The sequence below is a fragment of the Methanolobus sp. ZRKC4 genome (assembly GCF_045291305.1).
Classification (GTDB): domain Archaea; phylum Halobacteriota; class Methanosarcinia; order Methanosarcinales; family Methanosarcinaceae; genus Methanolobus.
In genome coordinates this window covers 1,194,217-1,219,078 of record NZ_CP146983.1, presented here as the reverse complement: position 1 = coordinate 1,219,078, position 24,862 = coordinate 1,194,217, and the positions used below count along the sequence as shown (strand labels likewise).

The 24,862-nt window shown below is 42.2% G+C and carries 21 protein-coding genes; 6 read left to right on the top strand and 15 right to left on the bottom strand.

Annotation, left to right across the window (positions count from 1 at the left end; genetic code table 11):
* Nucleotides 1-31: 31 nt before the first annotated feature.
* Nucleotides 32-508, bottom strand: coding sequence for an RNA-binding protein (locus tag V7O67_RS06395; RefSeq protein ID WP_406671273.1), 477 nt, complete (start codon nucleotides 506-508; stop codon nucleotides 32-34).
* Nucleotides 509-675: 167 nt separating this feature from the next.
* Entirely contained in the window at nucleotides 676-3,267 is a 2,592-nt protein-coding gene (locus V7O67_RS06390) for a valine--tRNA ligase (protein ID WP_406671271.1), read from the bottom strand.
* Nucleotides 3,268-3,326: 59 nt separating this feature from the next.
* On the opposite strand from V7O67_RS06390, the gene V7O67_RS06385 reads away from it, so the two are divergent.
* The 4 genes from V7O67_RS06385 (at nucleotide 3,327) to V7O67_RS06370 (ending at nucleotide 5,042) form a co-directional block, all read left to right on the top strand.
* Nucleotides 3,327-3,614: a hypothetical protein gene (locus V7O67_RS06385; protein ID WP_406671269.1), complete on the top strand. Its 288-nt coding sequence runs from the start codon at nucleotides 3,327-3,329 to the stop codon at nucleotides 3,612-3,614.
* Between the two features lie 163 nt (nucleotides 3,615-3,777).
* A complete protein-coding gene (locus V7O67_RS06380) occupies nucleotides 3,778-4,128 on the top strand; it encodes a DsrE family protein (protein WP_342305686.1) in 351 nt (116 codons plus the stop codon).
* A gap of 30 nt (nucleotides 4,129-4,158) precedes the next feature.
* Nucleotides 4,159-4,668 (top strand): ferritin, encoded by a 510-nt coding sequence (locus tag V7O67_RS06375; RefSeq protein WP_406656838.1) that lies wholly within the window; start codon nucleotides 4,159-4,161, stop codon nucleotides 4,666-4,668.
* Between the two features lie 23 nt (nucleotides 4,669-4,691).
* The gene (locus V7O67_RS06370) at nucleotides 4,692-5,042 is read left to right on the top strand and encodes a desulfoferrodoxin family protein (RefSeq protein WP_406656837.1); all 351 of its coding nucleotides are present in this window, start codon (nucleotides 4,692-4,694) and stop codon (nucleotides 5,040-5,042) included.
* 233 nt (nucleotides 5,043-5,275) lie between these two features.
* Here V7O67_RS06370 and ahbC read toward each other — a convergent pair whose 3' ends face one another.
* The 9 genes from ahbC to V7O67_RS06325 all read right to left on the bottom strand — a co-directional run bounded on the left by ahbC (nucleotide 5,276) and on the right by V7O67_RS06325 (nucleotide 16,042).
* Nucleotides 5,276-6,478, bottom strand: coding sequence for a 12,18-didecarboxysiroheme deacetylase (ahbC, locus tag V7O67_RS06365; RefSeq protein ID WP_406671267.1), 1,203 nt, complete (start codon nucleotides 6,476-6,478; stop codon nucleotides 5,276-5,278).
* Nucleotides 6,479-6,599: 121 nt separating this feature from the next.
* Nucleotides 6,600-7,397 (bottom strand): uroporphyrinogen-III synthase, encoded by a 798-nt coding sequence (locus V7O67_RS06360; protein ID WP_342305690.1) that lies wholly within the window; start codon nucleotides 7,395-7,397, stop codon nucleotides 6,600-6,602.
* Nucleotides 7,398-7,409: 12 nt separating this feature from the next.
* A complete protein-coding gene (cobA, locus tag V7O67_RS06355) occupies nucleotides 7,410-8,177 on the bottom strand; it encodes a uroporphyrinogen-III C-methyltransferase (RefSeq protein ID WP_342306532.1) in 768 nt (255 codons plus the stop codon).
* 252 nt (nucleotides 8,178-8,429) lie between these two features.
* Nucleotides 8,430-8,828 (bottom strand): DUF1699 family protein, encoded by a 399-nt coding sequence (locus V7O67_RS06350; RefSeq protein ID WP_406656832.1) that lies wholly within the window; start codon nucleotides 8,826-8,828, stop codon nucleotides 8,430-8,432.
* A 108-nt stretch (nucleotides 8,829-8,936) separates the two neighbouring features.
* Nucleotides 8,937-10,214 carry a histidinol dehydrogenase gene (gene hisD / locus V7O67_RS06345; RefSeq protein ID WP_342305692.1) on the bottom strand — a complete coding sequence of 426 codons (1,278 nt, stop codon included), beginning with the start codon at nucleotides 10,212-10,214 and terminating at the stop codon, nucleotides 8,937-8,939.
* Nucleotides 10,215-10,346: 132 nt separating this feature from the next.
* Nucleotides 10,347-12,581: an ATP-dependent DNA helicase gene (locus V7O67_RS06340; RefSeq protein WP_406671265.1), complete on the bottom strand. Its 2,235-nt coding sequence runs from the start codon at nucleotides 12,579-12,581 to the stop codon at nucleotides 10,347-10,349.
* Nucleotides 12,582-12,934: 353 nt separating this feature from the next.
* Entirely contained in the window at nucleotides 12,935-13,615 is a 681-nt protein-coding gene (locus V7O67_RS06335) for a 4Fe-4S binding protein (protein ID WP_342305694.1), read from the bottom strand.
* A 152-nt stretch (nucleotides 13,616-13,767) separates the two neighbouring features.
* Nucleotides 13,768-14,517: an MIP/aquaporin family protein gene (locus tag V7O67_RS06330; RefSeq protein ID WP_406671263.1), complete on the bottom strand. Its 750-nt coding sequence runs from the start codon at nucleotides 14,515-14,517 to the stop codon at nucleotides 13,768-13,770.
* 49 nt (nucleotides 14,518-14,566) lie between these two features.
* Nucleotides 14,567-16,042 carry a DUF2193 domain-containing protein gene (locus V7O67_RS06325; RefSeq protein WP_406671261.1) on the bottom strand — a complete coding sequence of 492 codons (1,476 nt, stop codon included), beginning with the start codon at nucleotides 16,040-16,042 and terminating at the stop codon, nucleotides 14,567-14,569.
* A gap of 285 nt (nucleotides 16,043-16,327) precedes the next feature.
* Between V7O67_RS06325 and V7O67_RS06320 the strand changes: the two genes are divergently transcribed.
* The gene (locus tag V7O67_RS06320; protein WP_342305698.1) at nucleotides 16,328-16,546 is read left to right on the top strand and encodes a hypothetical protein; all 219 of its coding nucleotides are present in this window, start codon (nucleotides 16,328-16,330) and stop codon (nucleotides 16,544-16,546) included.
* Between the two features lie 99 nt (nucleotides 16,547-16,645).
* Here the strand turns inward: V7O67_RS06320 and V7O67_RS06315 are convergent, their stop codons facing one another.
* Entirely contained in the window at nucleotides 16,646-17,590 is a 945-nt protein-coding gene (locus tag V7O67_RS06315) for an IS5 family transposase (protein WP_342303665.1), read from the bottom strand.
* Between the two features lie 44 nt (nucleotides 17,591-17,634).
* Between V7O67_RS06315 and V7O67_RS06310 the strand changes: the two genes are divergently transcribed.
* Nucleotides 17,635-18,360 carry a mechanosensitive ion channel family protein gene (locus V7O67_RS06310; RefSeq protein ID WP_342305699.1) on the top strand — a complete coding sequence of 242 codons (726 nt, stop codon included), beginning with the start codon at nucleotides 17,635-17,637 and terminating at the stop codon, nucleotides 18,358-18,360.
* A gap of 93 nt (nucleotides 18,361-18,453) precedes the next feature.
* On the opposite strand, the gene V7O67_RS06305 is transcribed toward V7O67_RS06310, so the two are convergent.
* From V7O67_RS06305 to V7O67_RS06295, 3 genes are all read right to left on the bottom strand, one after another.
* Complete coding sequence (locus V7O67_RS06305) at nucleotides 18,454-19,752, bottom strand: TrpB-like pyridoxal phosphate-dependent enzyme (RefSeq protein WP_406671259.1); 1,299 nt, start codon at nucleotides 19,750-19,752, stop codon at nucleotides 18,454-18,456.
* Between the two features lie 128 nt (nucleotides 19,753-19,880).
* Nucleotides 19,881-20,435: a sarcinarray family MAST domain-containing protein gene (locus tag V7O67_RS06300; protein WP_406671258.1), complete on the bottom strand. Its 555-nt coding sequence runs from the start codon at nucleotides 20,433-20,435 to the stop codon at nucleotides 19,881-19,883.
* A gap of 54 nt (nucleotides 20,436-20,489) precedes the next feature.
* On the bottom strand, nucleotides 20,490-24,548 hold the full coding sequence (locus V7O67_RS06295; protein WP_342305702.1) for a hypothetical protein: 4,059 nt from the start codon (nucleotides 24,546-24,548) through the stop codon (nucleotides 20,490-20,492).
* Nucleotides 24,549-24,862: the final 314 nt, after the last annotated feature.

The following is a 24,862-nucleotide window of genomic DNA, read 5'->3' as shown; positions in this document are numbered from 1 at the left end:
ATTTCCTGTCATTGTATATTAATCATTTCTTTCAGATGTCAAGGTTCCATAACTTGTCACCTACGTAATGTATGGACCTTACGGCTTTACCCTTATTTCCAACCATATCAGCACCTGGCATCAAAGCTGTGCCAATGGCAAGAGGTTTGCCATGAGCCTCTTCAATTATGATAACAGGATCATTTTCACCTATATCAGAGTCAGCATCAACAATTCCCGGGCACATGATGTCAGCGCCGTTTACAACAAAACGAACGGCACCGGAATCAACTTTTACCACGTTTTTGGTCAGACCAAGATTCAGGACTCCTTTTACAGTAGGGAAGTAAAAGCCATTTATCTGGAACAACAGCGGCTCCCCGTCAACAAGTACAAGCGACAGATCCTCTATGTTTGCCGTTTCAAACTTGCTCTTTTCAAGCTTCTTTACCGCTTCACCAAAGATAGAAGTGATATCGCTCAGAAGTTGATTCTTTGCTGATTTCCTGATCTGAACCCTGGATTTCACTTTCAACTGATCACCTGTCAAGCAGATAAATATTATTTGATTATTAATAGTACTATCCTGATAGTATTACCCTGCATTATTTCCAAGGTAGTTACATTGGTAAAATAAGTAATGGATGCTTTTAAAGTTTATGCGGGCAGAGCCCACATACTGCACCCATAAGAACCTTATCTTACAATTACAACAGGAACTCCACTGACATCAAGAACATCCACTGATCTTCCTGCTGAAACAACTTCTTTCTCGATTTCCACATAGTCGGGCTCAAGCTCGATAAGTTCGCCGTCAACTGTAATGGTGATCTTACCGTTTGATACCTCATCTGCAATCTTTTTGGGATTTTCATCCAGCAGGGCATTGATGATAGATTTTGCCTTTCCCCTGAAAAGAGGACCGATCTTTCCCATACTAGGCTTTACGCTTACTGGCACATGTTCAAAATCCGGATCTCCCGCAATGACCTCTACCGGAGAATTCGTAGCGCCCAGAACATCAGTGATGTCTGCAAGACTTCCATATATCTCTATCTTCTCAAGAGGCTTATTCAATGCCATACCATTCTCAGATTTGTACCTTCTGACACTGCTTGCAACCTCTTTGATGAACTCACCGGACTGCTCAATTTCAGCATCTATCATGGACTCGCAGGCTTTAGGCCAGGCCATAACATGCACACTGCCATCGCCTATGCGAGAGAACATTTCCTCTGCAAAGAACGGAGCAAATGGCGCAAGCAAACGGGAAAGAGCATCAACTGCAGTATATAATGTGTATCTTGCAGCCTGCTTTCCAGATTCGTCATCGCCGTAAAGACGGGACTTAACAATCTCAATGTAGTTGTCTGCAAGGACATCCCATGTAAAACCTCTGACAGCTTTGAATGCCTCATCAAACTGATAGGTCTCCATGGACTTTGTAACTGACATAATAAGTCTGTTGAGATTGCTCAGAAGCCATTTGTCAACTATCTTCAACTCTGAAACATCAATATCGCAGTGCTCATAGTCCTCCAGATGAGACATTGAGAACCTATAGATACTCCATGTTTTGGTGAAGAACCTTGATGCTGAAACGACATCCTTCCACCTGAACATAACGTCGGAACCTGGGGAACCGCCTATTGCTGCCCACTGCCTGAACGCATCGGCACTGTAATCCTTAATTACTTCCTCGGGAGAAATGACATTACCCAAGGACTTGCTCATCTTATGGCCGTCCTCACCCAGGACCATACCATTAACAAGAATCGAATCCCACGGCCTTTTTCCCGTAATTGCCATGGAACGTAATATGGTATAGAATGCCCACGTACGAATGATATCATGACCCTGCGGACGCAATTGGGTCGGAAGCCTCATATCATGATCCGAGAGCCAGCCGGATACATGCAGTGCAGTAATGGAGGAATCCATCCAGGTGTCCAGTACATCTTCCTCGGCTTCGAATTCGGTGCAGCCACAGCTACAGGCTTCAGGAGGCTGTTCCATTGTCGGGTCTATAGGCATCCATTCTTCCTTTGCCACCAGCACCTCACCACATTCCTTACAATACCATACAGGGATAGGGGTAGCGAACAGCCTCTGGCGAGAGATGCACCAGTCCCATTCCATTGTTCCGATCCAGTTTTCCAGCCTTACTTTCATGTATTGTGGAAGCCATTTGATCTCATCCGCGGCCTTTGCAACAGCATCGGTATCAATTTTAACAAACCACTGACGCTCGGAAAGTATCTCGATGGGTGTATCACAGCGCCAGCACATGCCCACGTTCTGGTCAAGGGTCTTTTGTTCGAAAAGATAGCCCTCTGTCCTGAGATCTTCAATTATAGCATTCTTACATTCAGGAATTGTCATTCCCTTGTACTTTCCTGCAATGGAAGTCATAAGACCGTTCTTATCAATTGCCTTACGAAGAGGAAGTTCATGCTCCATCCACCAGCGGACATCCTGCTTGTCACCGAAGGTACAGATCATGACCACACCGGTACCAAATGCAGGATCAACGTCCTTATCAGCAATTACCGGGACATCATGTCCGAAAATAGGGACCTTTACATTACCTCCCACATGTTCGTTGTAGCGCTCGTCCTCAGGGTTGATGGCAACAGCCACACATGCAGCAAGAAGTTCCGGTCTTGTGGTAGCGATCTTAAGTGTATCAAAATTCAGGAAATTAAGCTTAGTATCCCTTGCCTCATATTCAACCTCTGCAAAGGCAATAGCAGTTTCACATCGTGGGCACCAGTTGACCGGATGTTCTGCCTGATACACACGACCCATGTCATACATTTTCCTGAAAGACCTCTGGGTCTTGGAATAGTATGCCGGTTCCATAGTGACAAATTCATTACTCCAGTCAGTAGAGAAACCGAGGTTCAGCATTGTTTCCCTCATTTTCTCGATATTGTCATGAGTAAGTTCCCGGCACATCTGCCTGAATTCTTCTCGTGGGACTTCGTTCTTGGTTATGCCATGAATCTCCTCCACCTTTACCTCGGTGGGAAGACCGTGACAGTCCCAGCCCTGGGGAAACATAACATTGTATCCACACATTCTCTTATAGCGTGCGACAAAATCAATGTAACACCAGTTAAGTGAGTTTCCAATATGGAAATTGCCGGTTGGATATGGAGGAGGGGTGTCAATAATGTATTGGGGCCTGGTACCTTCATTCCAGTCGAAATGATACATCGACATATCCCATGAATCACGCCATTTAGGCTCTATAATGTGTGGGTCATATTCTTTTGGGACGGTCATTGTGACTCTCCGATAAGTATAATCAATTAATGTATTGATTGTGTTTTTTATCCTAAGTGGTGTTAGATTATTTAAATTATCTGGTTAGAAACGAAGATGCTCAAACGTTTAGAAAGGATAAGAAACATAAAATAAAAAACGTAAATAACGCATGTTTTCAAAAGAGGTTTGTCCCTGCACAACAAAGATATCTTGCAGAAAATCCCGACTGGACAAAAGGTCATCAATGTACGATTGAAAGCAAACATTTCCTTGACAAGTGGGTGATGATACCGTCTGGAACATATGCCCTATTCTTTGACCAGCTGCATGCAGAGGACAAGCCACATCATGTGAAGAGAATTTAGTATATCAACTTTACTATTTTGTTCTCTGTTAAATAGAATAACCAGAACACAGTACCTTCGCATTTTGAATAAAAATATCAGGAAACCGAAAACACTTTATAGAAATCTATACCATTTTAGAAAGGGGAAGCGGAGGCGAATAAATGTCAGATAAGGTGGTCTTATGTCCAGAAAGATAGCTCTTTTTGTATTTAACGGAGAGGAAATATGTTTCATCCATGCTTTGATGAATACACTTGATATGAAAGAGAAAGGCTATGATGTCAAAATGATAATAGAAGGTCCTGCAACACGCCTCATTAAAGAGGCAGAAGATGAAAAAAGACCTTTTATAAACCTTTATGTAAAAGCAAAGGAAGCAGGATTGATAGACTGTGTATGCAGAGCTTGTGCAGCAAAAATGGAGAGCCTTGAAAGTGTAAAGCAACAGAATCTCACATTATGCGATGAAATGTTTGGACATCCGAGCATGGCACGATATATGGATGAAGGCTACGAGATAGTAGTATTCTGATTATCAAATAACAAAGAATGGAGAGAAGAGATGTTAAGCAAAAAAATGACCGAAGCTTTGAATGAACAGATCAATAAGGAGATGTATTCGGCATATCTTTACATGTCAATGTCCGCCCACTGCACTAATGTCGGACTGGACGGTTTTGCAAACTGGTTCATGGTACAATACCAGGAAGAAATGACACATGCAATGAAGATATACGATTACCTTAATGAACAGGGAGAAAAGGTAAGGCTCGAAGCTATCGAGAAACCACCATCAGAATTCGGAACTATCCTTGACATGTTCGAAGCTACCCTTGGGCATGAACAATTTATCACAAAATCAATCCACGGACTTGTAGACCTTGCTAACGAGGAAAAAGATTACGCTACCCAGATTTTCCTCCAGTGGTTCGTAACCGAGCAGATAGAAGAGGAAGCCAATGATAACGAGATCATAGCAAAGTTGAAAATGGTAGGCAATGAAGGTAACGGTCTTTTCATGCTCGACAGGGACATGGCAGCAAGAAAATTCGCCGAACCTTCTGGAGAATAATAGATTTTTAAAGAGGTAAGAAGATGAATTTCGGAGAAATACTCAAAGGAAAAGAAGTAGAGGGAAAAGAGAAACATGTTCCTGAAATAGAGATAATCAGGGGACACGGGCAGGCAAAGGCTGACTTTGTACGTGTGATCGTGGGAAAAGAAGTACCACACCCCAATACCGTTGAACATCACATAGAGTGGGTAGAACTCTATGGTATTACAAAGGAAGGTAGAACTGTTGATTTCGGAAGGATGAACTTCGAACCTGTTCACACCGATCCCATCGCAACTTTCCATGTGAACAATATCGATGATTTCAAGGCATTCTGTGCACTTGAATACTGCAACATACACGGCGTATGGCAAAACTGTATTGAAGTTTAAACACATCAATAAAAAATATGTAATTTGTGGCATCCGTTGCCACATCTTTTTTATACCTGCTCATCCCCACCCTTACGTGGAAGTTTCTTTCAAAGATATGAAGGTTAAGAGGTGACAGTATGCTTGTAAAGCTTATATTTAAATTTGCATTCCTTGCCATTATTATGCTAATCATGGCTTATATATTAGCGGATTACCTGATTCCGAATATGCATAATTAAAAAAAAGAACGATCAGAGGGAATCGTCGTAGCCGATCTCTTCATCGGTCAGGTAACATGCAGGGTCATCGGCCCATACGTTATCATGCACAGCTTCTGCTCGCACACGGAAGTTACCATTGCAGACATCGAACCATTTACATTTTGCACATCTGTCAGCATTGGCCTTGATGAGAGGTTTACGATCTTTAAGGCCTGCCATAAGCGGATCAGACATATCAGTCCATATCTCACTGAACTTGCGCTCCTTAATGTTGCCAAAGCTGTAATGTCTCCAGAACTGGTCAGGATGGACGGAACCATCCCATGAAACACACCCTATGCCTATACCAGTGGAGTTACCACGGTTCATCTGGAGCAGTTCAAGGACCTCTGCCGCACGTTCCGGATCCTCTTCTAAAAGACGCAAATAGATATACGGGCCATCACAATGGTTGTCAACTGTGAGAACCTCAACCTTTTTACCCCTGGCATGAAGCTGTCCTGTTCTTTCCAGTAACATATCAACTGTCTTCCGTGATTCTTCCAGGGAAAGATCCTCATTCCTCATTTCGGAACCCCTGCCCGAGTAAACCAGATGATAGAAACATATTCGGGGAATATTTTCTTCTTCGAGCAAGTCGAAGATAGCAGGAATATCATTTACATTGTGACGGTTAATCGTGAAACGAAGTCCGACCTTGATGCCTGCGGCCTGGCAATTGCGCACTCCCTGCAAAGCTTTGTCAAAAGATCCTTCCAGGCCCCTGAACTTATCATTAGTTTCCCTCATACCATCCAGGGATATTCCCACATACGAAAGACCGATTTCTTTGAGCTCACGGGCTTTTTGCTCCGTGATCATTGTGCCGTTTGTGGAAATGACAGCACGGATGCCTTTTGAAGTTGCGTATGCAGCAAGTTCAGGAAGGTCCTTGCGCATTAAGGGTTCCCCTCCTGAGAAAAGAATAACAGGGGTACCGAATTCAGCAAGATCGTCTATGAGCTCCTTTCCCTGCTCAGTTGTCAGCTCATTCTTATACTCAATGTCTTTTGAATGAGCATAACAGTGAACGCAGCGCAGGTTACAACGCTGGGTCACATTCCATACGACAACAGGTTTCTTATCTTTGGAGAACTGGAGCAGATGGGAAGGAAGCCTTTTTGAATCACGCCCGTAGCGCAATGCATCAGAAGGCTCTACGGTTCTGCAATATAATTTTGAAATACCTATCATGATCAGGACTCCGAAATAGAAGAATAAAAGAAGATCGTTCTAATATGTGCGAACTCTATAACATCATCCTATATTACACCTATGGTGACTGAAACAAAAAACAGGAATGTTCAGGAAATACTTAATTAAGCAGTTCCAGAACTTTCTTAAGAATATCTTCAAATGTGAATTTACCGGGAGTAACTGAAACCTTCACCCCATAACTTTCAATTGTTTGTGCTGTGGGTATACCTATAGCTGCAACAATGGAATTATTCATAATACTGATAACTTCTTCTTTTGTAGCCCGGCTTACAGCATCCTCAAAGAAATTGCGCACCATCATAGAACTTGTGAATGCAAACACGTCAATATCGCCATCAAGAACCCTGCGAATAAAATCATCCTGCTCAGTACCCTGTGGTTTGGTGAGCGTGTATACTTTAGTCTCATGCACTTCAGCACTGCATTCTTTCAGACCTTCGATGAGAAGGGAAGAACCATAGAAACTTCTTGCTGTATCAATAACTTTCCCTTTTATATCAGGACAGAGGAATTCCACAAGCCCTTCTGAACTGTAAACACCAGGCATTCCAATTACATTTATACCCAGATCCTCCAGTGATTTACGGGTCGTTGGGCCAATGGCTATGACCTTGGTAGCATTTAGTGCCTCAATGAACTTATCCTGGCCATCCGATGGAATTTTCCCGAGAGTAAAATCAATACCATTGGCACTGGTAATGATAACATAATCAGAAATACCAGAAAGAACTCTTTCAACAAAACCATCGAAGTATTCATCCTTCATATCGGCCAGTTCTATCATAGGAACTGCCAATGGTTCAAAACCCATGGAATCTGCAAGCTTAGTAGACTCTTCCAGATAACGCTGCGGCCTCATTATTGCCAATACCGGCCTTTTGAGTTGTTCTGCCATAGGAAATACCTTCTATTCTAAGCTGCCTGAAGTCTGTTCACCAAGTATATCGTGAAGTGTAACAACGCTTCCCACTACCGTGATAGCAGGTGCTTTTACACCTCTCTCTTTTGCAATCTCAGCAATATTATCAAGGACACCTGTGGTCACGCGCTGATCAGGTCTTGTACCTCTTTCTATAAGAGCAACAGGAGTCTTTGGATCCTTGCCGTATTTCATAAGTTCCCCGACATTTCTGCCAAGCATTTTCACACCCATGAAAATTACAATTGTTCCATCGAATTTTGCAAGTGTTTCCCAATCAAGAGCACTTTCCTCTTTGGTAGGATCCTCATGCCCTGTAATGAAAGTGACCATAGAAGCATGGTCCCTGTGAGTTACAGGTATGCCTGCATAAGCAGGAGCAGAAACAGCTGATGTTATGCCAGGTACAACCTCAAATCCAATACCCTCAGCAATAAGTTCCTGAGCTTCCTCCCCTCCACGACCGAACATGTAGGGGTCACCACCCTTCAGACGAACTACATCCTTTCCTTCCTTTGCTTTGCGGACAATAAGAGCATTAATCTCATCTTGAGTGAGCGTATGCTCCCCTGCATGTTTACCTGCATCTATCTTTTCAGCATTGGCAGATATAGAATCGATTATAGCTTTGCCAGGAAGCTGGTCATATACAACAACTTCAGCAGTATCAAGAAGCCTGCGTGCTTTGAGCGTTAATAGTTCCGGATCACCCGGGCCTGAACCAACCAAATAGACTTTACCATATTTCTGGGCCATGTTAATGAAATCCTGTATATCTTTTTTAGATGGTAATGAACTTACCAAGTTATAAATATGCATCGTCTCGAAGACATATGAAAACAAGGCAACTTTATAATTCGAAGAAAAATATGAAATGCATAATATTAATAACACAGTTAACACACTAAAACGGATCAAAAAGAATCTTAAAACAAAAAGTAAACCTTAACTAAATACAAATAAAGTGCGTATCATTCGATACCGCACTTTATCCTAAATTTTGAAAAGTTATTTCTTACTCAGTATGTAAAAGAGCATGTCTCTGTTCAGTTTCCCCTCACGTTCTAGTTTATTGACTATATCCTCATCAGACATACCTTCGGATTTGAGCTCTTTGATCTTATCAAGAAGCGCCGGAGATACGCTGTAGTACTCGTTGATATCTTTCCTGTGACCCCATACGTCCCCTTCAATGAGTTTAATATTCTGCATTTCCAGAAACATTTCTATTGATTTGGAAACCGTACGACGATACGAGCTTGGTATCTGTATCACTTCAACTTTAGGACAGGTCTGTACCAAGGAAAAAATATCTTTGTTTGATGGTCTGAAAGCAAGATGGATTACCTTTTCACCTGGATTTAAATTTGGTATTTCCTCTCGCGAACTTACAACTCTGATCTTCATGAAACTCCCTCACATTCAGTTCTTCAAATGAAGAACTTACTAAATTAGTGTATGTGCTTACCTATTAAATAATTATCGATTTATCGTAGAAAAAAATAGAAGGGTATATTATTCAAATCTAGCCCGAACAGAATCTGCATGCGCCTTCAGACCCTCTTTTTCGGCAATCGAAATAACAGAATCTTTTAAAGTTTCAAGTCCCTGCTTACTTATTTTCTGTATGCTTGAAGATTTCATAAAATGAGCAAGGTTCAGGCCAGAATAGATCCTTGCATAACCTGCCGTAGGTAATACATGGTTGGTACCGGATGCATAGTCACCCACAGGAACCGGAGAATAGTTTCCTACAAATATGGAACCTGCATGCTCTATACTCTCAAGAACAGCATCTGAATCTTCAACCATTATTTCAAGGTGCTCTGGGGCAAACTCATTGGAAAATGCGATACATTCATCCATGGAATCAGCTACCAATACTGCGGCGTTTTCAAGGGAAGTGTTAACTATCTCGGTCCTGAGAGTTTCCTTTGCCTGTTTAATGACTTCACATCTTACATCTTCTGCAAGCTTTTCAGAAGTCGTTACAATAACAGACACAGAATTAGGATCATGCTCCGCCTGAGCGATCATATCTGACGCTGCCATCCTGGCATTACAGGAATCATCAGCGATGATGAGAACTTCACTTGGACCAGCAGGGAAATCGATCTCTGCCATATCCCTTACCTGCATCTTTGCCGCAGTTACAAAAACATTACCAGGACCTACTATCTTGTCAACTTTCAGCACACTTTCCGTACCGTATGCCATACCGGCAACTGCCTGCACACCGCCTATCCTATAAACATGGTCTGCACCAGCTATCTTTGCTGCCGCAAGTGTAAGAGGAGTTATCTTTCCGTCCTTGCCCGGAGGAGTGCACATTATAATATTTTTGACACCTGCAACCTTTGCGGGAACTATTGTCATAAGGGCGGTAGAAGGATATGAGGCTCTTCCACCTGGAACATAGGCACCTACGCTTTCAAGAGGTGTGACCTTCTGTCCAAGTTCAATACCTGGTGAAAGCTCAATGAACCATACTTTTTGCGGCATCTGTGCTTCATGGAACTTCCTTATATTACCGGCAGCGAATTCAAGATGCTTCAGAAGAGCAGGATCTACACTTTTTGCAGCCTCATCGATCTCTTCCTTTGAAACTTCGATAGCTTCAATATCAGCACCATCAAATTTCTGAGTATACTCACGCAGGGCTGCGTCACCATTCTGCCTTACATCTTTAAGGATAGAAGCAACCGTAGCGCCAACATCTGCAAGTTCTCCACCACGACCAATTATTTTTCCTTTTTCTTCATCGGTAAGTTCGGATAGTTTCTTGTAAAGCATGATATTTCCCCGGAATGGATATGTAAAATTGCTAGTTATAAATATAGTAAATGATTATGATTATTTCCTGATGCATATACCTGTTCATCATATATAATGCTTAAAACATAACACTCCAAACAGAATTAAAACTTATTTTTCAAAATCGCTGAAAGTCCTCTGCTCATTTTCCATTAATGAACCCATGGTCTTTGAGCTTATAGTCCCTAATTCTGCGGAACTGAGTGTCAGGTGAATGCCTATCTCGCTAAATAGCTTTGCTGCTGTCTTTTGACCAATGAGACCAGAGACCGTATTCAGATTAGAGTTTCGTATGTCAGCTATACTCTTAAGACCATTGTCATAGAGCTTGCGGGCACGTACACGTCCAATACCCCGTATACTGACAAGTTGGATAAGCTCAGGCGAAGCACCGTAATGTATTCTCTTTTCCAGCATCACAGCTCTGCCGGCAGCATCATTGTCCAGTTCAGAAGCAATGAGACCTGCAAGCCTTGAAGCGGAATGCATCAACCACTTGGCAATATCTGCAAATGCATGTACATCACCTTCACCAACATTGAATTTCTTGGTAATCTGATCAAGTGATTTCTCACCTATCCAGTCAAGTATCAAAAGAGCAGTTTTTACTTCACCAAGGAACCAATCATAATCTATTTCCTTTGAACGGGGAGGAATCTCTGCGAATTCTTCACTATGAGCCATGACAAAATCATTGATTATCTCATAATCATTGGACCTCATGTAGAGTTGACGCATATCAGGTGTCTTGCAGATAAGATGCAAGAGAGTCAGGTCTGTGATATGCTCTGCTTTCTTCAATCCGTCAACGATATAAGCACCTGAAAGTGGGTCGATGTAAAGAGTAGATACAAGTCTTCCAAGGACCGTGGGCAATAAAGTGTCATCACCTTCAAGCATCCTTTTGTCCCTCAGGAAGTCGAGACAATCATCAATAACTTCTATCAGGCCCCAGGTGTCATTTTGGTGGGCAAAGAATGTAGCTTCGATAAATTCCATTAGTCCGTCACGAGTTGTCGCAAAACCGTTCACAATAGTCGAGAGAACATGAGTCCTCAGGGCGTTTTCAGCACCAAGTTTTGACCATATGTCCTCTGCACCTGCATCAATGTAATTGTCGAAAAGCTGTTCCATCTCACCATATGACTTCGCAACGAGAACAGACTCACCGTAGGGGTCCAGATGGGGACGACCAGCCCTGCCTGCCATCTGCTTGTATTCAAGGACAGGAATAGGCTGCATTCCAAAGTTAGAGTCAAAACGCTTATAGCTCCTGATAATTACTCGTCTTGCAGGAAGATTGAGTCCTGCTGCCAGGGTAGGTGTACTACATATAACCTTTATTTTGTTCGCGCGGAAACCATCTTCCACAAGCTTGCGATGTGCAGAGTTCAGTCCTGCATGGTGGAATGCGGATCCATTTCTTACACATTGTGCCAATACGTTTGATGCCTCCGTCTCACCACTTTCGATTATCTGTTCAACAAGTTCATCCAGTAAATTACGTGTGGGTTTATCGAGAGTCTCGGAAACCTTTGCACCTGCCCTTTTAGCAAATGAAACACAATTCTTACGGCTGCTTTCAAAGACAAGACATTGCCCCCCATCATGCAACGTGTCCAGCAGTATGTTGACAGCATCGTCCGCAGACCTGGGTTCAATCTCTTTCTGAGAACTCCTGAAATTGATATTACCACCATAATAGACACCTTCCCTGAGGTCCGTAGGCCTCCACTCACTGAGCACAAGTCCCGCCTTAAGCCAGTCAGCTACTTCATAGGCATTTCCAATGGTCGCCGACAGTGCGATTATCTGGCAACCGGGGTTAAGCTTCATAAGCTTTGTGAGAGTCACTTCAAGGGTTGGCCCCCTGTTTGCAGAGTCAAGCAGATGTACTTCGTCAACGACAATAGTGGTAATCTCTTCCATCCAGGAAGTGCTATTACGTAGCAAAGAATCTGTCTTCTCGGAGGTGGCAACAATTATGTCATTGGAACCAAGCCACTCGTCTCTTGACTCAAAATCGCCGGTGGATATGCCAACCCTTACACCACCATCCTTCAAGCCTATGGATGAAAATTCCCTGAAACGTTCGAACTTCTCTGATGCAAGTGCCCTCAGAGGCACTATGTACAATGCTTTGCCACCCTTTGAGATAGCTTTGAGCATGGCAAGCTCTGCAAGCAGTGTCTTCCCCGATGCCGTGGGTATTGCAGCAAGGATATTCTTGTCTTCAAGCAAGCCTTTTTCAATAGCTTCTGCCTGGGGAGGATACAGGCTCTCAATTCCGGAATCCAGGTAGAAACGGATAACTTCACCTGGCAGGTCCAATGATTCAATTTTCATAGCATCGGAATTAAAGGATTAAATATCTTATAAAATTACCCTAACTTAAGCATAGATCAAAAAATATCAAATTGTTGTTATCTAGAAATAATAAGCTTGTTTCTCCGACATTACATGTTCTTGATTTGATCGACATAAATATTTAAAAGAAAATTCTTCCAAAATGCGCAATCTGGAATAAACACAATCATCTCCTTTGTGTTTACTGTAGCTTCCTCCCCTGAAAAACAGTTTAATCAGAGAATAACAATTTTTTCACAGGGTAATTACAATTCCAAAAAAATGAATTGAGGCACTGATGCTTTGATAATTCCTACTTTTGCTACTTGGTTTTGCCTTATGGTTGTGAAAAGTCAAAAACACTCATCGATATAGAGTGCATTTACCGGACAAAACTGTATACACTTGAAGCAACATACGCAGGAATGTTCTGTCACAATATCCTTTTTTGAAATTTCTATCCACATGGGACAAATCCTGTCACAAATGCCACATGAATTACACAGGGAAGCATCCCTTCTGACCTTCCCCCTACTAACAAGATTCAATATTCCGGCAACAGCTCCCTCCTTGCAGAAATACTTACATGCTGCCCGATCCACAAAAAATGAAAGCAGTATTGAAACTATCATTATGGCTACCAGTCCTTCAAGTACGAGAATTTCTGTGGACTCAGGAAGAAAACCAAATTCTGAAAGGATCAAAATCACAAGAACAAACACCATAAGGACATATCTGGAATATATCAACCAGGGATGGAATTCTCTGGGAATTGCAGTATTGTATCTTTTGCCAAGAATCTTCCGCCCCAACCTAGCAAAGATATCCTGGAAAAGTCCTCTTGGGCACATCCAACCACAATAAACAGGTCCAAAAAGCAAAGCCAAAGGTACACTTAAAAGTATAACGTATATTGTGGACTGGCTGCCAAAATAAACAAAGATTGCCAGCCCTGTCAATTGCAGGATTAACCTGAAAGCTTCAACTGTCTTTCGTTTGGCAGAATTGGAAAGTAAATCATTGACAATTTTCACAATACATGCTAACGTATATCTGATTGAAATATTCTTTTGTTTTCAAGATTCAGTATGTTAATGTATTGCTTTTATCAAAATGAGGAATTCTATAGAGACACTTCTTGTGTGATAATATTTGAAAAAGCAAAAAGAGCAGACAGCTGCTCTCCTCAATCCAGATCCTTTACCCCTGCGACATAGTCATAAACAAAAGCAGCCACGATAGCCCCAAGTATAGGTCCGATCAGGTATATCGGGAACTGCCACCACAGGTTTACTCCTCCCATGATAGTTTCTACCAGATAAGGACCAAACGTGCGTGCAGGATTCAGGGATGAACCGGTGATATTGCCGACAACAATGATATCTGCAGTAACTACAAGACCTATTATCAATCCTGCAAATCCTGCCGGGGAACGTTTGTCAACTGCAGTGCCCATTATAGCGAGCATAAGGAAAAATGTCGCTACTGCCTCACATACTATAGCCTGGCCATAAGTCACGCCTTCAAACATAGCAGTAGCACCAAGACCTGTTGCTACTGCCCGGGAACCTAGTATAGCAACTATAGTAAATGACGCAAGGCTGGCACCGATAAGCTGGGCGACAATATAAACGAGCATATCCATCGCAGGAAATCTTCCGGTTGCCCACAAGGCAATACTTACTGCCGGATTAATATGCGTTCCCGATATGTGACCGAAAGCATATATCATCGCGAGCACAGCTATACCAAAAGCAATACCAATCGCAAACCAACTGGCAATATCGATTCCTACGTTGAAAGTGTTGCCCGGAATGGGGCTTGCGCCCTCTATCAGCAAGACAGTCGTGACTACGGACCCTGTACCCAGGAATACCAGCACGAAAGTTCCTATGAGTTCGGCAGTTGCCCTCTTGAGCAAACTGATCTCTGACATAATCCACCTCCAAAAAACCGGGATGTGCCTGAAGCAGGCACATCTTAGATTAAACTGCCTCCGACCAGTTACAGTATTCGCACTTGTAGTCGAAGTAGTTGGCAGAACAGAACTTGCACACACGTGCCGGTGAATGAGCCTCTTCCTTGTGCAATGCGATTATGTTCGTCATCATGGTTGCAGTCACAGGCTCACTTGTAAGCAGGCATGGGAAATCAGACAGGCGCATCAATGCTGAGAACCTGACAGTGATAGCACATGCAGGGTAAGTATAACGCTGCGGATTGTTCAGCACCTCACTCTTCTCTATCGGGCTCAGGTCAATTGGTATACCCTGTACAATTCCACCTGCACCCCTTGGCTTGTGGTCTATGATACGCTCACCTTTTTCGATCAGATCAATGAAGTCCACATTGTGCAACTCTGCTGCTGCCCCTCTTGTAGGGTTGTTGAGAACGTAGTTGTGGAACCTCTTTACAAGCAGGTCGTTTACCATCATGGTTGTAAAGCCGTCCATCCAGAGAATCTTTGTTGTTGCAGCTGCTGTTGCATCTGTTGCAATTGTAAGGGGGGAGTACTCATCCTTGAACTTACCCTTGGCATTCTCCATGGTTTCATAGAGTACACCACTGACAGCATTGATAATGGCCATTGTCATATCATCTTTTGTCATGTTGAACATTGACTGTGATATGTGGTGTGCCACGTCTCCTACACCGTATGCAGGGACAGTTACTATGTTACCGTAGAACACTTCCGCATCCATGGCAGCCTTAACAGTTTTCTTCATCTTCTGCTTATACTGGTCCATATACTTCCTGACGTCAAACGAACTATGTCCCGCCTCTTCCATTAGTTTAAACTGGGCATCTATCGGAGTGTCGTAGACCATCTTAAGCATTTCAATCTCATCTTTCACTGCGTCAGCTGCGGTTTTACCATCCTCCAGTGAGGCCTGGAACTGGGCGCCTACGCCGTATGAGGTGTTCATACCCCAGGATTTAGAGGAGAGTATTGCTCGCTTGTGATCCACAGGGATATCCATGTTCTGTAGTATCCTGTTAACCACATTGCTCGTGCTTCCCGGAACGAATGCGAAGTCCACAACACAGGTAGGACCATAGAAACCACCGTATCTTCTGATTGATTCTTTTCCGATGAGAGCTTCAGACTTTCCGATTTCCTCCACGAACTTCTCAACTGATGACCTGAAGGAAGGATCCTCATCGTACAGGATCTCCAAAATAGGAGGCGTCTGATAGTGTTCTACGAACGGGTCATCTTCCGGTCGCACGGTGTCAGTTAAGCCGGAAAGTGTCTCATAATGCGTATTTACCGAGTTGACGTGCAAATCAAATACTTCTTTGCATTGAGCACCTTCTGGTCTCATTTTATTTACTGCATCCACATATGGTTTGGCATCGTTTACCTTAAAAGAAGTACCTCTTTTATTGTTTATTGTGCTAACAACTGCCTTCTGGGCATTTACGGCTTCTGTAGCCATTTTATCATATATTTCTTTCATAGCGACCCCTTAGTTACTTGAAAGTGCACAAGTATACCTGGCAGAGGTGTAACAAAATAAATCAAAAAGAAACAAAAAAGAACAGAAGCCCTTTATTTACCTATAGCTAATGCTCCCGGGCTCATACCCAACATACACTCCCTGTCCGAAAGATTTGTTCACTCCACATTATATTCAGAGGTGATACGAAATAAACCTTTTGAAACATATATAAGCTGACAATAAGTTGCAAGTGACGACAATAAACTCATATCTATTCAATTGCTAATATGTTTAAGAGTTAATATGGCAAACCTGATAACTATACCAGCATGGATAACATGGGAGCTTGTGAATGTAACCTTGATCGTACTTACAATACTGTTGACTGTTTTTTTTGCAAGGTCTGTTGACCACATCCTTTCCAGACAGTTCAAAATTGTAAGCAAAAAAATGAATGTGGACCTGACAAGTTACAGGGTTGTCAGACATACTACAGAGGATTTCGATATTCCCTCATTTTAGATCATTAAAGTATTCAAACTCAATTATATCCTCTCATTTTTTATCATTTTGTTTAATTTCTCTTCATTAATCCTTATTTTTAGTATAGCTCCCGCTATCCTAAATTACTCCTTTGGTTTTTAGTGTCCTCAATTGATGCAGATTAAAACAAAAAGCTGTCATCAACATTTTTGCATTCACTCTTTCTACAGTTGTAACAAGAACCTTTCTGGTTTTAAATATTTCTTTTGTCACTGCATACACTCTTTCGCAAGGGACTCTTTTCACACTTATTCTTTCATTTCTGAGGATATCCATTATTCCTAAAGGATGTCCTCTTACAGCTCGTTGCATTGTTGCTGCAAAACCTTTTGCTATTGCTCCAAAATATCCTTTATCTCTATACACCACTTCACCCTTTTCAGACAGATCAACCTGTGAATCGTGAAGTGATGCAGTTGTTGTCTCAAATCTTCTGATTAGTTCATAATCCTTATCAATAATTGTATGAAGTTTGTATCCAAAGTGAGATTTACCATTTTTCTTAGTCCAGGTTCCATCTTTGCTTCTTCTTGTTTTCGCATCTTTTCCTCTGAGTACATCTGCTTTTGCATGTCCTGGATCTGAGTGAATAAAAGTTGCATCCTGGATCATTCCTTTTTTAATCTTCAAACCAAGAGCATCAAGCTGATTCTGCATTTCATCCCACACCGCTTTTTCTTTACCATTGTCGATAATTCTCTTCCTGAATGACCAGACAGTTGTACTGTCTGGTACATATTCAGGAAATCCCAGGAATTTCCTAAAGGATATCCTGTCAATACACTGCTTTTCAAGCTCAGCATCAGAAAGACCATGCCATTGTTGCAGAACAAGCATCTTGAACATTACAATAACATCAGCTTCAGGCCGTCCGCCTGAAGCTGTTCTGTTTATGTACATTGACTCCAGAATAGGGCGAAAAGGCTTCCAATCTACTAAATATTCAATTTCAGCAAGCTTATCTCCGACAGATTGGAGACGCTTATATTCTTCATTTAAGGCAAAATCAGTAAAAGAATCCATAATAGTAAATTTGCTTTGCTATTATTTAAATTTTATTGAATTGTATGAGTATTGATGGTAGTTTATCGAAATCCTCTACAGTTGCTGGTATCTACATTCTTGGCATCCTTGTTGTCGTAAACATGATACCATCACTTGAAGCACTTTCAATAACGCTCTTTGCCAGTGCAGGTTTTGCGGGTATCGTTCTTGGTCTTGCAGCCCAAAGTACACTCTCAAATATCATATCCGGCATCTCACTTGCGGCATTCCGCCCTTTCAGGGTTGGAGATCTCGTCACAATCAGAGATGAGTACGGGAGAATAACAGATATCACACTCCGGCATACGGTGGTGAGAACATGGGATAACAGAAGACTGATAATTCCAAACAGTGTTATTAGTGAGGAATCCATAATCAACTGGTCCATTGAAGACCCTACTGTGAACTGGCCAATTGATATTGGGATCAGTTATGATTCTGATATTGACAAAGCAAGGAACATTATGGTCTGCGAAGCCAGAAAGAACAATAATGTAATGACCCTGAGTCAGCTCAGGAATCATCACCCAGACATTAAAAAAGAAGATGTTATAAGTGTCCGGGTCAGGGAACTGGGAGATTTTGCAGTAATACTCAGACTACTTATATGGGTCGAAGACAGAGACATAGCATACGATAATGGCTGTGATTTAAGAGAAGCAATCAAAAAGAGATTCGACGTAGAAGGTATTGAGATACCATTCCCATACCGCACTATTGTTTACAAAAAGGATATGGAATCAAACTAATATTAGACTGAAGTGTTCGAAAAACAAAAATGAAAAATAAATGTGTGGCATGAGAAACATGCCACTAAACCCTATTTGAATTAATTATTAAATTTAGTCGTTGGTCAGGTCACCACTGAAATACTTGTCATATGAACCCATATCGAAGTGACCATGACCGCTGAGGTTGAAAAGGATAGTCTTTTCTTCTCCTGTCTGCTTGCACTTAAGGGCTTCATCAATAGTGCATTTGATGGCGTGTGATGACTCAGGAGCAGGGGCTATTCCCTCGCTGCGTGCGAAGGTGACTGCTGCATCGAATACTTCGACCTGATGGTAGGAGGTTGCTTCCATGATACTATCTGCAACGAGCTTGCTCACAATCGGTGAAGCTCCATGATACCTGAGGCCGCCTGCATGGATGGCTGGTGGTATGAACTCTGATCCCAGGGTGTACATCTTGAGTAGAGGTGTCATCTGTGCCATGTCACCGAAGTCATACTTGAACTCCCCGGATGTCAAGGTAGGACATGCGGAAGGTTCCACAGCTATGAACCTTGTGTTAGTTTTACCTGCAATGTTGTCTCGGATGTAAGGCAGAGTCACACCGGCAAGATTGCTTCCACCGCCACAACATCCGATAACGATGTCAGGGTAGTCCTCGGTCTTATTGAACTGTGCCTGGCTCTCAAGGCCAACCACTGTCTGATGGAGGCTGGTGTGGTTTAAGACACTGCCAAGCGCGTATTTGGTGTTATCATTAAGGGCTGCTTCCTCAATAGCCTCACTTATAGCAATACCCAGACTGCCTGTTGTTTCGGGATACATGTCGAGGATTTTTCTTCCGAACTGTGTTTCGGTGCTCGGGGATGGAACTACATTTGCTCCCCAGAGGTTAATAAGTGACTTGCGGTATGGCTTCTGGTAGAAGCTTGAACGTACCATGTAAACCTTACACTCGATATCAAAATAATTACAGGAAAGCGACAGGGCACTGCCCCACTGGCCTGCACCGGTCTCAGTTGTGATCCTTTCGGTACCTTCCTTCATGTTATAGTATGCCTGCGCAATTGCAGTGTTTGGCTTGTGGCTTCCGGCAGGACTTACACTTTCGTTTTTGTAGTAAATCTTTGCAGGTGTTCCCAGCGCCTTTTCAAGCCTGTAGGCCCTGTGTAAAGGTGATGGTCTCCAGAGGCTGTATATCTCCATGATCTCCTTAGGAATATCAATATACCTCTCAGAGCTTATTTCCTGATTTATGAGCTCCTTTGCAAATATAGGCTCAAGATCCTTGGGATTCATTGGCTCATTAGTTGCCGGGTTCAGCGGAGGTTCTACCGGAAGGTCGGCAAGGATGTTATACCACTGTTTAGGCATTTCGTTTTCATCGAGCAATATTTTTGTGTGATCCATAATTATACCTCTGTAAAAAAACAAAGTCAATGATGTATAACTCAGTACATTGGACGGGGTATTTAATAGTTTTGATTTATTTTGGGACAGCAAAGTGATTGAAAAAGAAGAGATTCTGTGAATTGAATCTACTCTTTTCTGAGAAGGACTGCTGCTACCATAGCAGATGCAGCGGCCAACGCTGTAAATGCCGGAGTTGTTGGTGAACTGCTCTGACTGTCAGAGTCATCGATGGGCGCTGCCGTTGTTTCAAGGCCATCGTAGTACTCTTCGGAGATTGTGACGTAGGCGGCGGTGAATCTACCACTTGTAATCGTTTTTGCAGTATCCAAATCAGTCATTTGGTAGTAAAAATCAATTGGTGCACTTCCTCCAGCCCACTCTTCATTTGGAGCCACAGTCCATTCAAAAACCCTTGTCTCATTTACCTCCATTACCCCATCTGTAAACAATCCTAACTTTGATGTTGGACCTTCAAGTATGTCAAAATCGTTTTCCCCAATCGAAGTTAACATTACTGACAAATCATTTCTTTTGTAACATGTCATTTCAAATCTCAGTTTGAATGGTTCACCTATTTTCAAAAGTGGTTTTGGAGTTGAAGCTCCAGGATACAATTGATCATTGTAGTAGACATCAATATTAAAATTGGAACTTTTAGATGACACTGGTGTTGAAAACATTACTAATAAACATAAAACACATGCAATACCTAATTTATAATTCATATTTGCTCCTCAAAATTGTGATTCAAAATCCTCATAATAAAATGATTTTTCATCTCTATCTCCTACTTTATCTCCAACTCCTTTTGGCCCTGGTCCTACAATTGTTGCTGCGAACCCAGAAAAGCCAAACACAATCGGTTGGTTACGCCCAATATAGATGAATCCACCATCGTCTTCTCTTTTTGTAGGATGAACAACTCTGTCATCTTTACGAATGTAAACTTGTGCATCATGTCCAAAATATGGATTGAACATGCATTCATTATCGTTATCAATAACTTCAAATTCCTTATAAACACCTTTTACATCATATTCCCACACATTCACCGTACAAACCCAGTTAGGTGGCAACACAGGCAATCCGCAAGGAATCATTTTCATAGATTTCTGCAACCTCTTTTCCATCTTTTCAGCAAACTGAGCTGTCAGTTTATCAGTTGATTCATCCAGTTTGTTTTGTAACTCGTTATTGATGTTTGTGAAACATTGATCGATAACTGCCTGGCAGCTCTGTATAGCTACGCACACTCCTTCTGTCACACCAATCTGCATGTCTGCTTCGAGGCGGTATAGTGCCACATCAATTTCATTGGAGGGGATTGAAGGATTCTCATTTATGATTTTCTGGCTGACCTGAGCAAATATATCATCCTGAAGGGTGTTGTTTGAGCTCATGTTTACAAGTTCAGCATCTGATAGAGTTGCAAGGTAATCTTTAGTTATTTGGTTTACATCTGCACTGCTGATCCATGTGCTCAGAACCGGGTCTTTTGAAACTTCGCTAGCAATCGTCAAGGGTACCTGCTGTCTGATAGCATCGCTGTATGCGTCCATCATTCTCGTGCGGTTCTCTTCTATGTGGGTTGTATCTGTAGATACACCTTTCATGGTAAACTCTGCACTGTTGCTGCCGATATCTTCAAGCAGAGAATCTATTTCAGCATTTGCATCTGCAAGACTCTGGCTCATAGACTGGGAAACCACATCTTTCAGGGGTTCAGAAGCATCAGCAAGCATTGCTGCAATATCATCACCTATTCCTGTGGAGAATACGCAGACATTACGAACAGCCAGCGGATATACTTCCTTGCCGGATTCATCCGTCCATTTATACTGGCTTTGAAGGTCGAAACCCGGGTCGTGGTAGAGATAATCAGGGTACTGGTCCACAACAAGAATGAGGTTTTCGGTCCAGTTGTATTTGCTGTTGGGCATTCCTACAACCTGCATCGTTTCTATGATGCCCATTTCTGCGCCAAGGGCAGTTGAAGCCTTATCCATAGCAGGGTTGTTGAAGAGTACATCGGTTGAGACTTTGTTCTTTAAAAGACTTAGAAGGGAATGGCCCTGTTCCTCTTCAAAAGATTTGTCAACGTATTGATCAAATGAGCCTTCTGCATTTTTGTTTCTTTCCTTGAGCTCTTTGAGCAGGCGCTCGTATGCTTCATTCTTTGCAATGGCACGACAGGCAGCACTACTTGTAGTGAATTGGCTTGCGTCCATGTATTGAGCTTGTTGGATGAAAGATTCTCGTTTTGACGTTCCCTTCATCTCCGCAGCAAGATCCAGAGATGCAAGTTGTATCAGCGTTGTTGGGTTTTTGCCAAGATTCGCGCCAAGCAAGGATACCTCCCTGGTAGGATTATCCGTATTGATGGCACTGAACATCTCCTCCATTTCTGTTGCCATATTATAATGAAGCCAGTCAGGAACGTCGCAATAAACTGTTTCCACAGGGAGCAGTGTTCCGTTGGTGTAAGCAAGATAATTGCCCTGAAGAATTGGTAGTTTGGGAGAGACTTCCTGTTCACGATACTTATCTGCTGCATCACTGCAGCCCTTATCATTTAATGGAATGCCGTCGACAATCACAGTGCTTGATTTGTAGTCATTGCCACTTCCAGAACCGTAGGAACTCAGGCCATTGTACCCACCGGAAGGTAGGTATTGATAATATACAACGCTGAAGTTCTCAGTTTCTGTCTGTGTGTGGGATACTTTTGTATAATCATTAAGCGGGTAATTTTTGAGTGAGTCGGAAGAGTCGCCATTGAAATATTTGCGGTTGTTCGTATATGAATTATAGGTCATGTAAGACCAGTGATATGTATAATCGATGTCCCAGCGTGTTTTGATCCTGAATTTGACGTTGTAAGTGACCTTCCAGTCAAAACTATGATTCTCGTCAGACAGGTATCCGTCTGTGCGTTCAAGATTTTCTATCCTGTCATTTCCAAGGTATTCATAATTAACATCCACTCCTTCACAGACTACGTCTGTGGATACATGATTCACTGTAACAGATTTATAATACCATTTGTGGGACGAAGCATCGATATTCACCTTGTGGTTTACATCTAATATGCCACTAAAATTATAATCAGGTGTCAGAGCACAGGTATGTGAAACATTGACTGGATAGTGGGCTGTCCACTTAATGTCCGTACCAGTTTTTGAGTTCCCACCCTGCCATGTAGCAGGTTCGTAAGTTGTAGATCCGACCTGCAAATCATAAGGAGTTGAAGTATTGAACCCATCTCTGATGACCTGCCCCTGTATCGTACCGCTGTACACCTCATGAGTAACATCATGCAGCAGGTCCGGGTATTCCGTGCTTTTCCACACATCATCATCGTTGTAGACCCAGTTGCTATACACCTCATTTGTGAAATTGGAAACAGAAACCACTATCTTTGAATTATTGGCGACTTCTTCCATTGTAGTATTGGCATCTTTCATGGACTTGTTTATCCCCTGTGAGACGCTGATATTGAAAGTGCCTTCATCTGAGAGACTATCGTAGGTAGTGCTCAGGTTACTTCCTTTGTCATCTTCGTAGGTACTGGTGTCGCGTTTGACATCATTATAGAGAACTTTTCCGTTGTAATAAGTAGTGTATGTGAGAGCCCATGGGTCCACAGAATCAAAGATACGTTTCTGGGCATAGAGAGTGCCGGCATTCACAGAAGCCGTCAATGACGGACCGGTGACAATGTTCAACGGACCGTTCAGATAGTGTTGCCACGGGCCATATGTGAAAGTTCGGATATTGGTAGCACCCAGTACGATGTCAGAGGTAACTCCGCCGCTTAACTCTGTTTCGTATTCGTTGACCAATTGCTCCAGCAAGGGTTCTCTAGAAGTGATGATAGCTGTCACATTCATGGAATCTGTGCTGGATGCGTTCGTTGTAAGGTCCACCAGAGTATAATCCAGGTCATGGACGTTCATAATATAATATATAGGATAATCAGGATCATCTGAAGCTGACCTGCTAATCTCCCTTTTCAGGGTTCCGTTGATCTTATCTATTCTTATTTGCGAAGGATCAACATTCGGTTCTATGTTAACCGCATAATTGTTGAAAGTATGCTGGTTTTCCTGATAGGATGTCTGCAGGTATTCATTGAAATACTCCGCAGTGATATCTTTAATAGGACTGCTGCCCACATGGAACCAGTCCACTGCCTTTGCCTCTTCGTCATATTCCAGAATCAGGTAAGTGTAACCATATTCAGCATTTTCGGGAATCACGATCTCTTCCTCGAAACTTGAGCTGCTCCAGAATGAATGGGATTCATTGTAGTCTATCTTCTTGTATATCGTCCCTGAATCACTTTTTACAATCAGGGTCCTTTGCTTATCCGAAAAGAGACAGGAAATGAATTTGAATGTATCAGAAGGAAGGGACACTGATACCTTTATCGTATCACCGGGTTCTACATCACGACTATCGGATGATACGGAGAAATCATCAGATCCCATAATTTCATTTGTAGTGGTTTCAGGTTTTATCACCGGATGTTCACCCTGCCATACAAGAGCTTCCATGCCCGCATAATTGAGACAGCGTGCAAGATCAGCAGATGCAAATTCAACAGCTGCTCTTTCCATATCAGCAGTATTAGTAGTGTAGATAACTTCCGCAAGTTCATAATCAGTCTTTGCTATATATACGGATGCTATTACCGCGAAGAGAAGAATGAACATACCAATTACCGCAAAGGGAATGTAAGCCCGGGTATCCTGACTAAAACAACGTTTTTTATTCGCGGGATATGAATTCATGAACTAACCTTTTTTGATGCTGATGTGAACTGAGCAAAGCATTACAGAAGATTATTTAAACTTCGTTATTTTGTTCTTTTTTAATCAAAATTTTATAATCACATACCAATATTCATTTACTCCAATGATTAAAAATATCATCAGCCGCTTCAGTAAAGAACATCACATTTCAAAATAATGTCCTGTTCTATCACCAGGCATAAGCAAGAACTAATCGAAACTGTAAAATATACTACATTTATACTACCAGACATACTTGATCAGAAGAAGGAAGAACTTTCTTTCAGACAATCACTATAATACCATTTATAGAT

Excerpts from the sequence above, each read along its gene's own strand:
- V7O67_RS06310 (WP_342305699.1), top strand. The coding sequence starts at position 17,635 with ATGAGTATTGATGGTAGTTTATCGAAATCCTCTACAGTTGCTGGTATC.
- V7O67_RS06325 (WP_406671261.1), bottom strand. The coding sequence starts at position 16,042 with ATGAAAGAAATATATGATAAAATGGCTACAGAAGCCGTAAATGCCCAG.
- V7O67_RS06390 (WP_406671271.1), bottom strand. The coding sequence starts at position 3,267 with ATGACCGTCCCAAAAGAATATGACCCACACATTATAGAGCCTAAATGG.
- V7O67_RS06320 (WP_342305698.1), top strand. The coding sequence starts at position 16,328 with ATGGCAAACCTGATAACTATACCAGCATGGATAACATGGGAGCTTGTG.
- V7O67_RS06315 (WP_342303665.1), bottom strand. The coding sequence starts at position 17,590 with ATGGATTCTTTTACTGATTTTGCCTTAAATGAAGAATATAAGCGTCTC.
- V7O67_RS06375 (WP_406656838.1), top strand. The coding sequence starts at position 4,159 with ATGTTAAGCAAAAAAATGACCGAAGCTTTGAATGAACAGATCAATAAG.
- hisD (WP_342305692.1), bottom strand. The coding sequence starts at position 10,214 with ATGCTTTACAAGAAACTATCCGAACTTACCGATGAAGAAAAAGGAAAA.
- V7O67_RS06370 (WP_406656837.1), top strand. The coding sequence starts at position 4,692 with ATGAATTTCGGAGAAATACTCAAAGGAAAAGAAGTAGAGGGAAAAGAG.
- V7O67_RS06305 (WP_406671259.1), bottom strand. The coding sequence starts at position 19,752 with ATGGATCACACAAAAATATTGCTCGATGAAAACGAAATGCCTAAACAG.
- V7O67_RS06380 (WP_342305686.1), top strand. The coding sequence starts at position 3,778 with ATGTCCAGAAAGATAGCTCTTTTTGTATTTAACGGAGAGGAAATATGT.
- V7O67_RS06340 (WP_406671265.1), bottom strand. The coding sequence starts at position 12,581 with ATGAAAATTGAATCATTGGACCTGCCAGGTGAAGTTATCCGTTTCTAC.
- V7O67_RS06360 (WP_342305690.1), bottom strand. The coding sequence starts at position 7,397 with ATGGCAGAACAACTCAAAAGGCCGGTATTGGCAATAATGAGGCCGCAG.
- cobA (WP_342306532.1), bottom strand. The coding sequence starts at position 8,177 with ATGGCCCAGAAATATGGTAAAGTCTATTTGGTTGGTTCAGGCCCGGGT.
- V7O67_RS06295 (WP_342305702.1), bottom strand. The coding sequence starts at position 24,548 with ATGAATTCATATCCCGCGAATAAAAAACGTTGTTTTAGTCAGGATACC.
- V7O67_RS06330 (WP_406671263.1), bottom strand. The coding sequence starts at position 14,517 with ATGTCAGAGATCAGTTTGCTCAAGAGGGCAACTGCCGAACTCATAGGA.
- V7O67_RS06350 (WP_406656832.1), bottom strand. The coding sequence starts at position 8,828 with ATGAAGATCAGAGTTGTAAGTTCGCGAGAGGAAATACCAAATTTAAAT.
- V7O67_RS06300 (WP_406671258.1), bottom strand. The coding sequence starts at position 20,435 with ATGTTTTCAACACCAGTGTCATCTAAAAGTTCCAATTTTAATATTGAT.
- ahbC (WP_406671267.1), bottom strand. The coding sequence starts at position 6,478 with ATGATAGGTATTTCAAAATTATATTGCAGAACCGTAGAGCCTTCTGAT.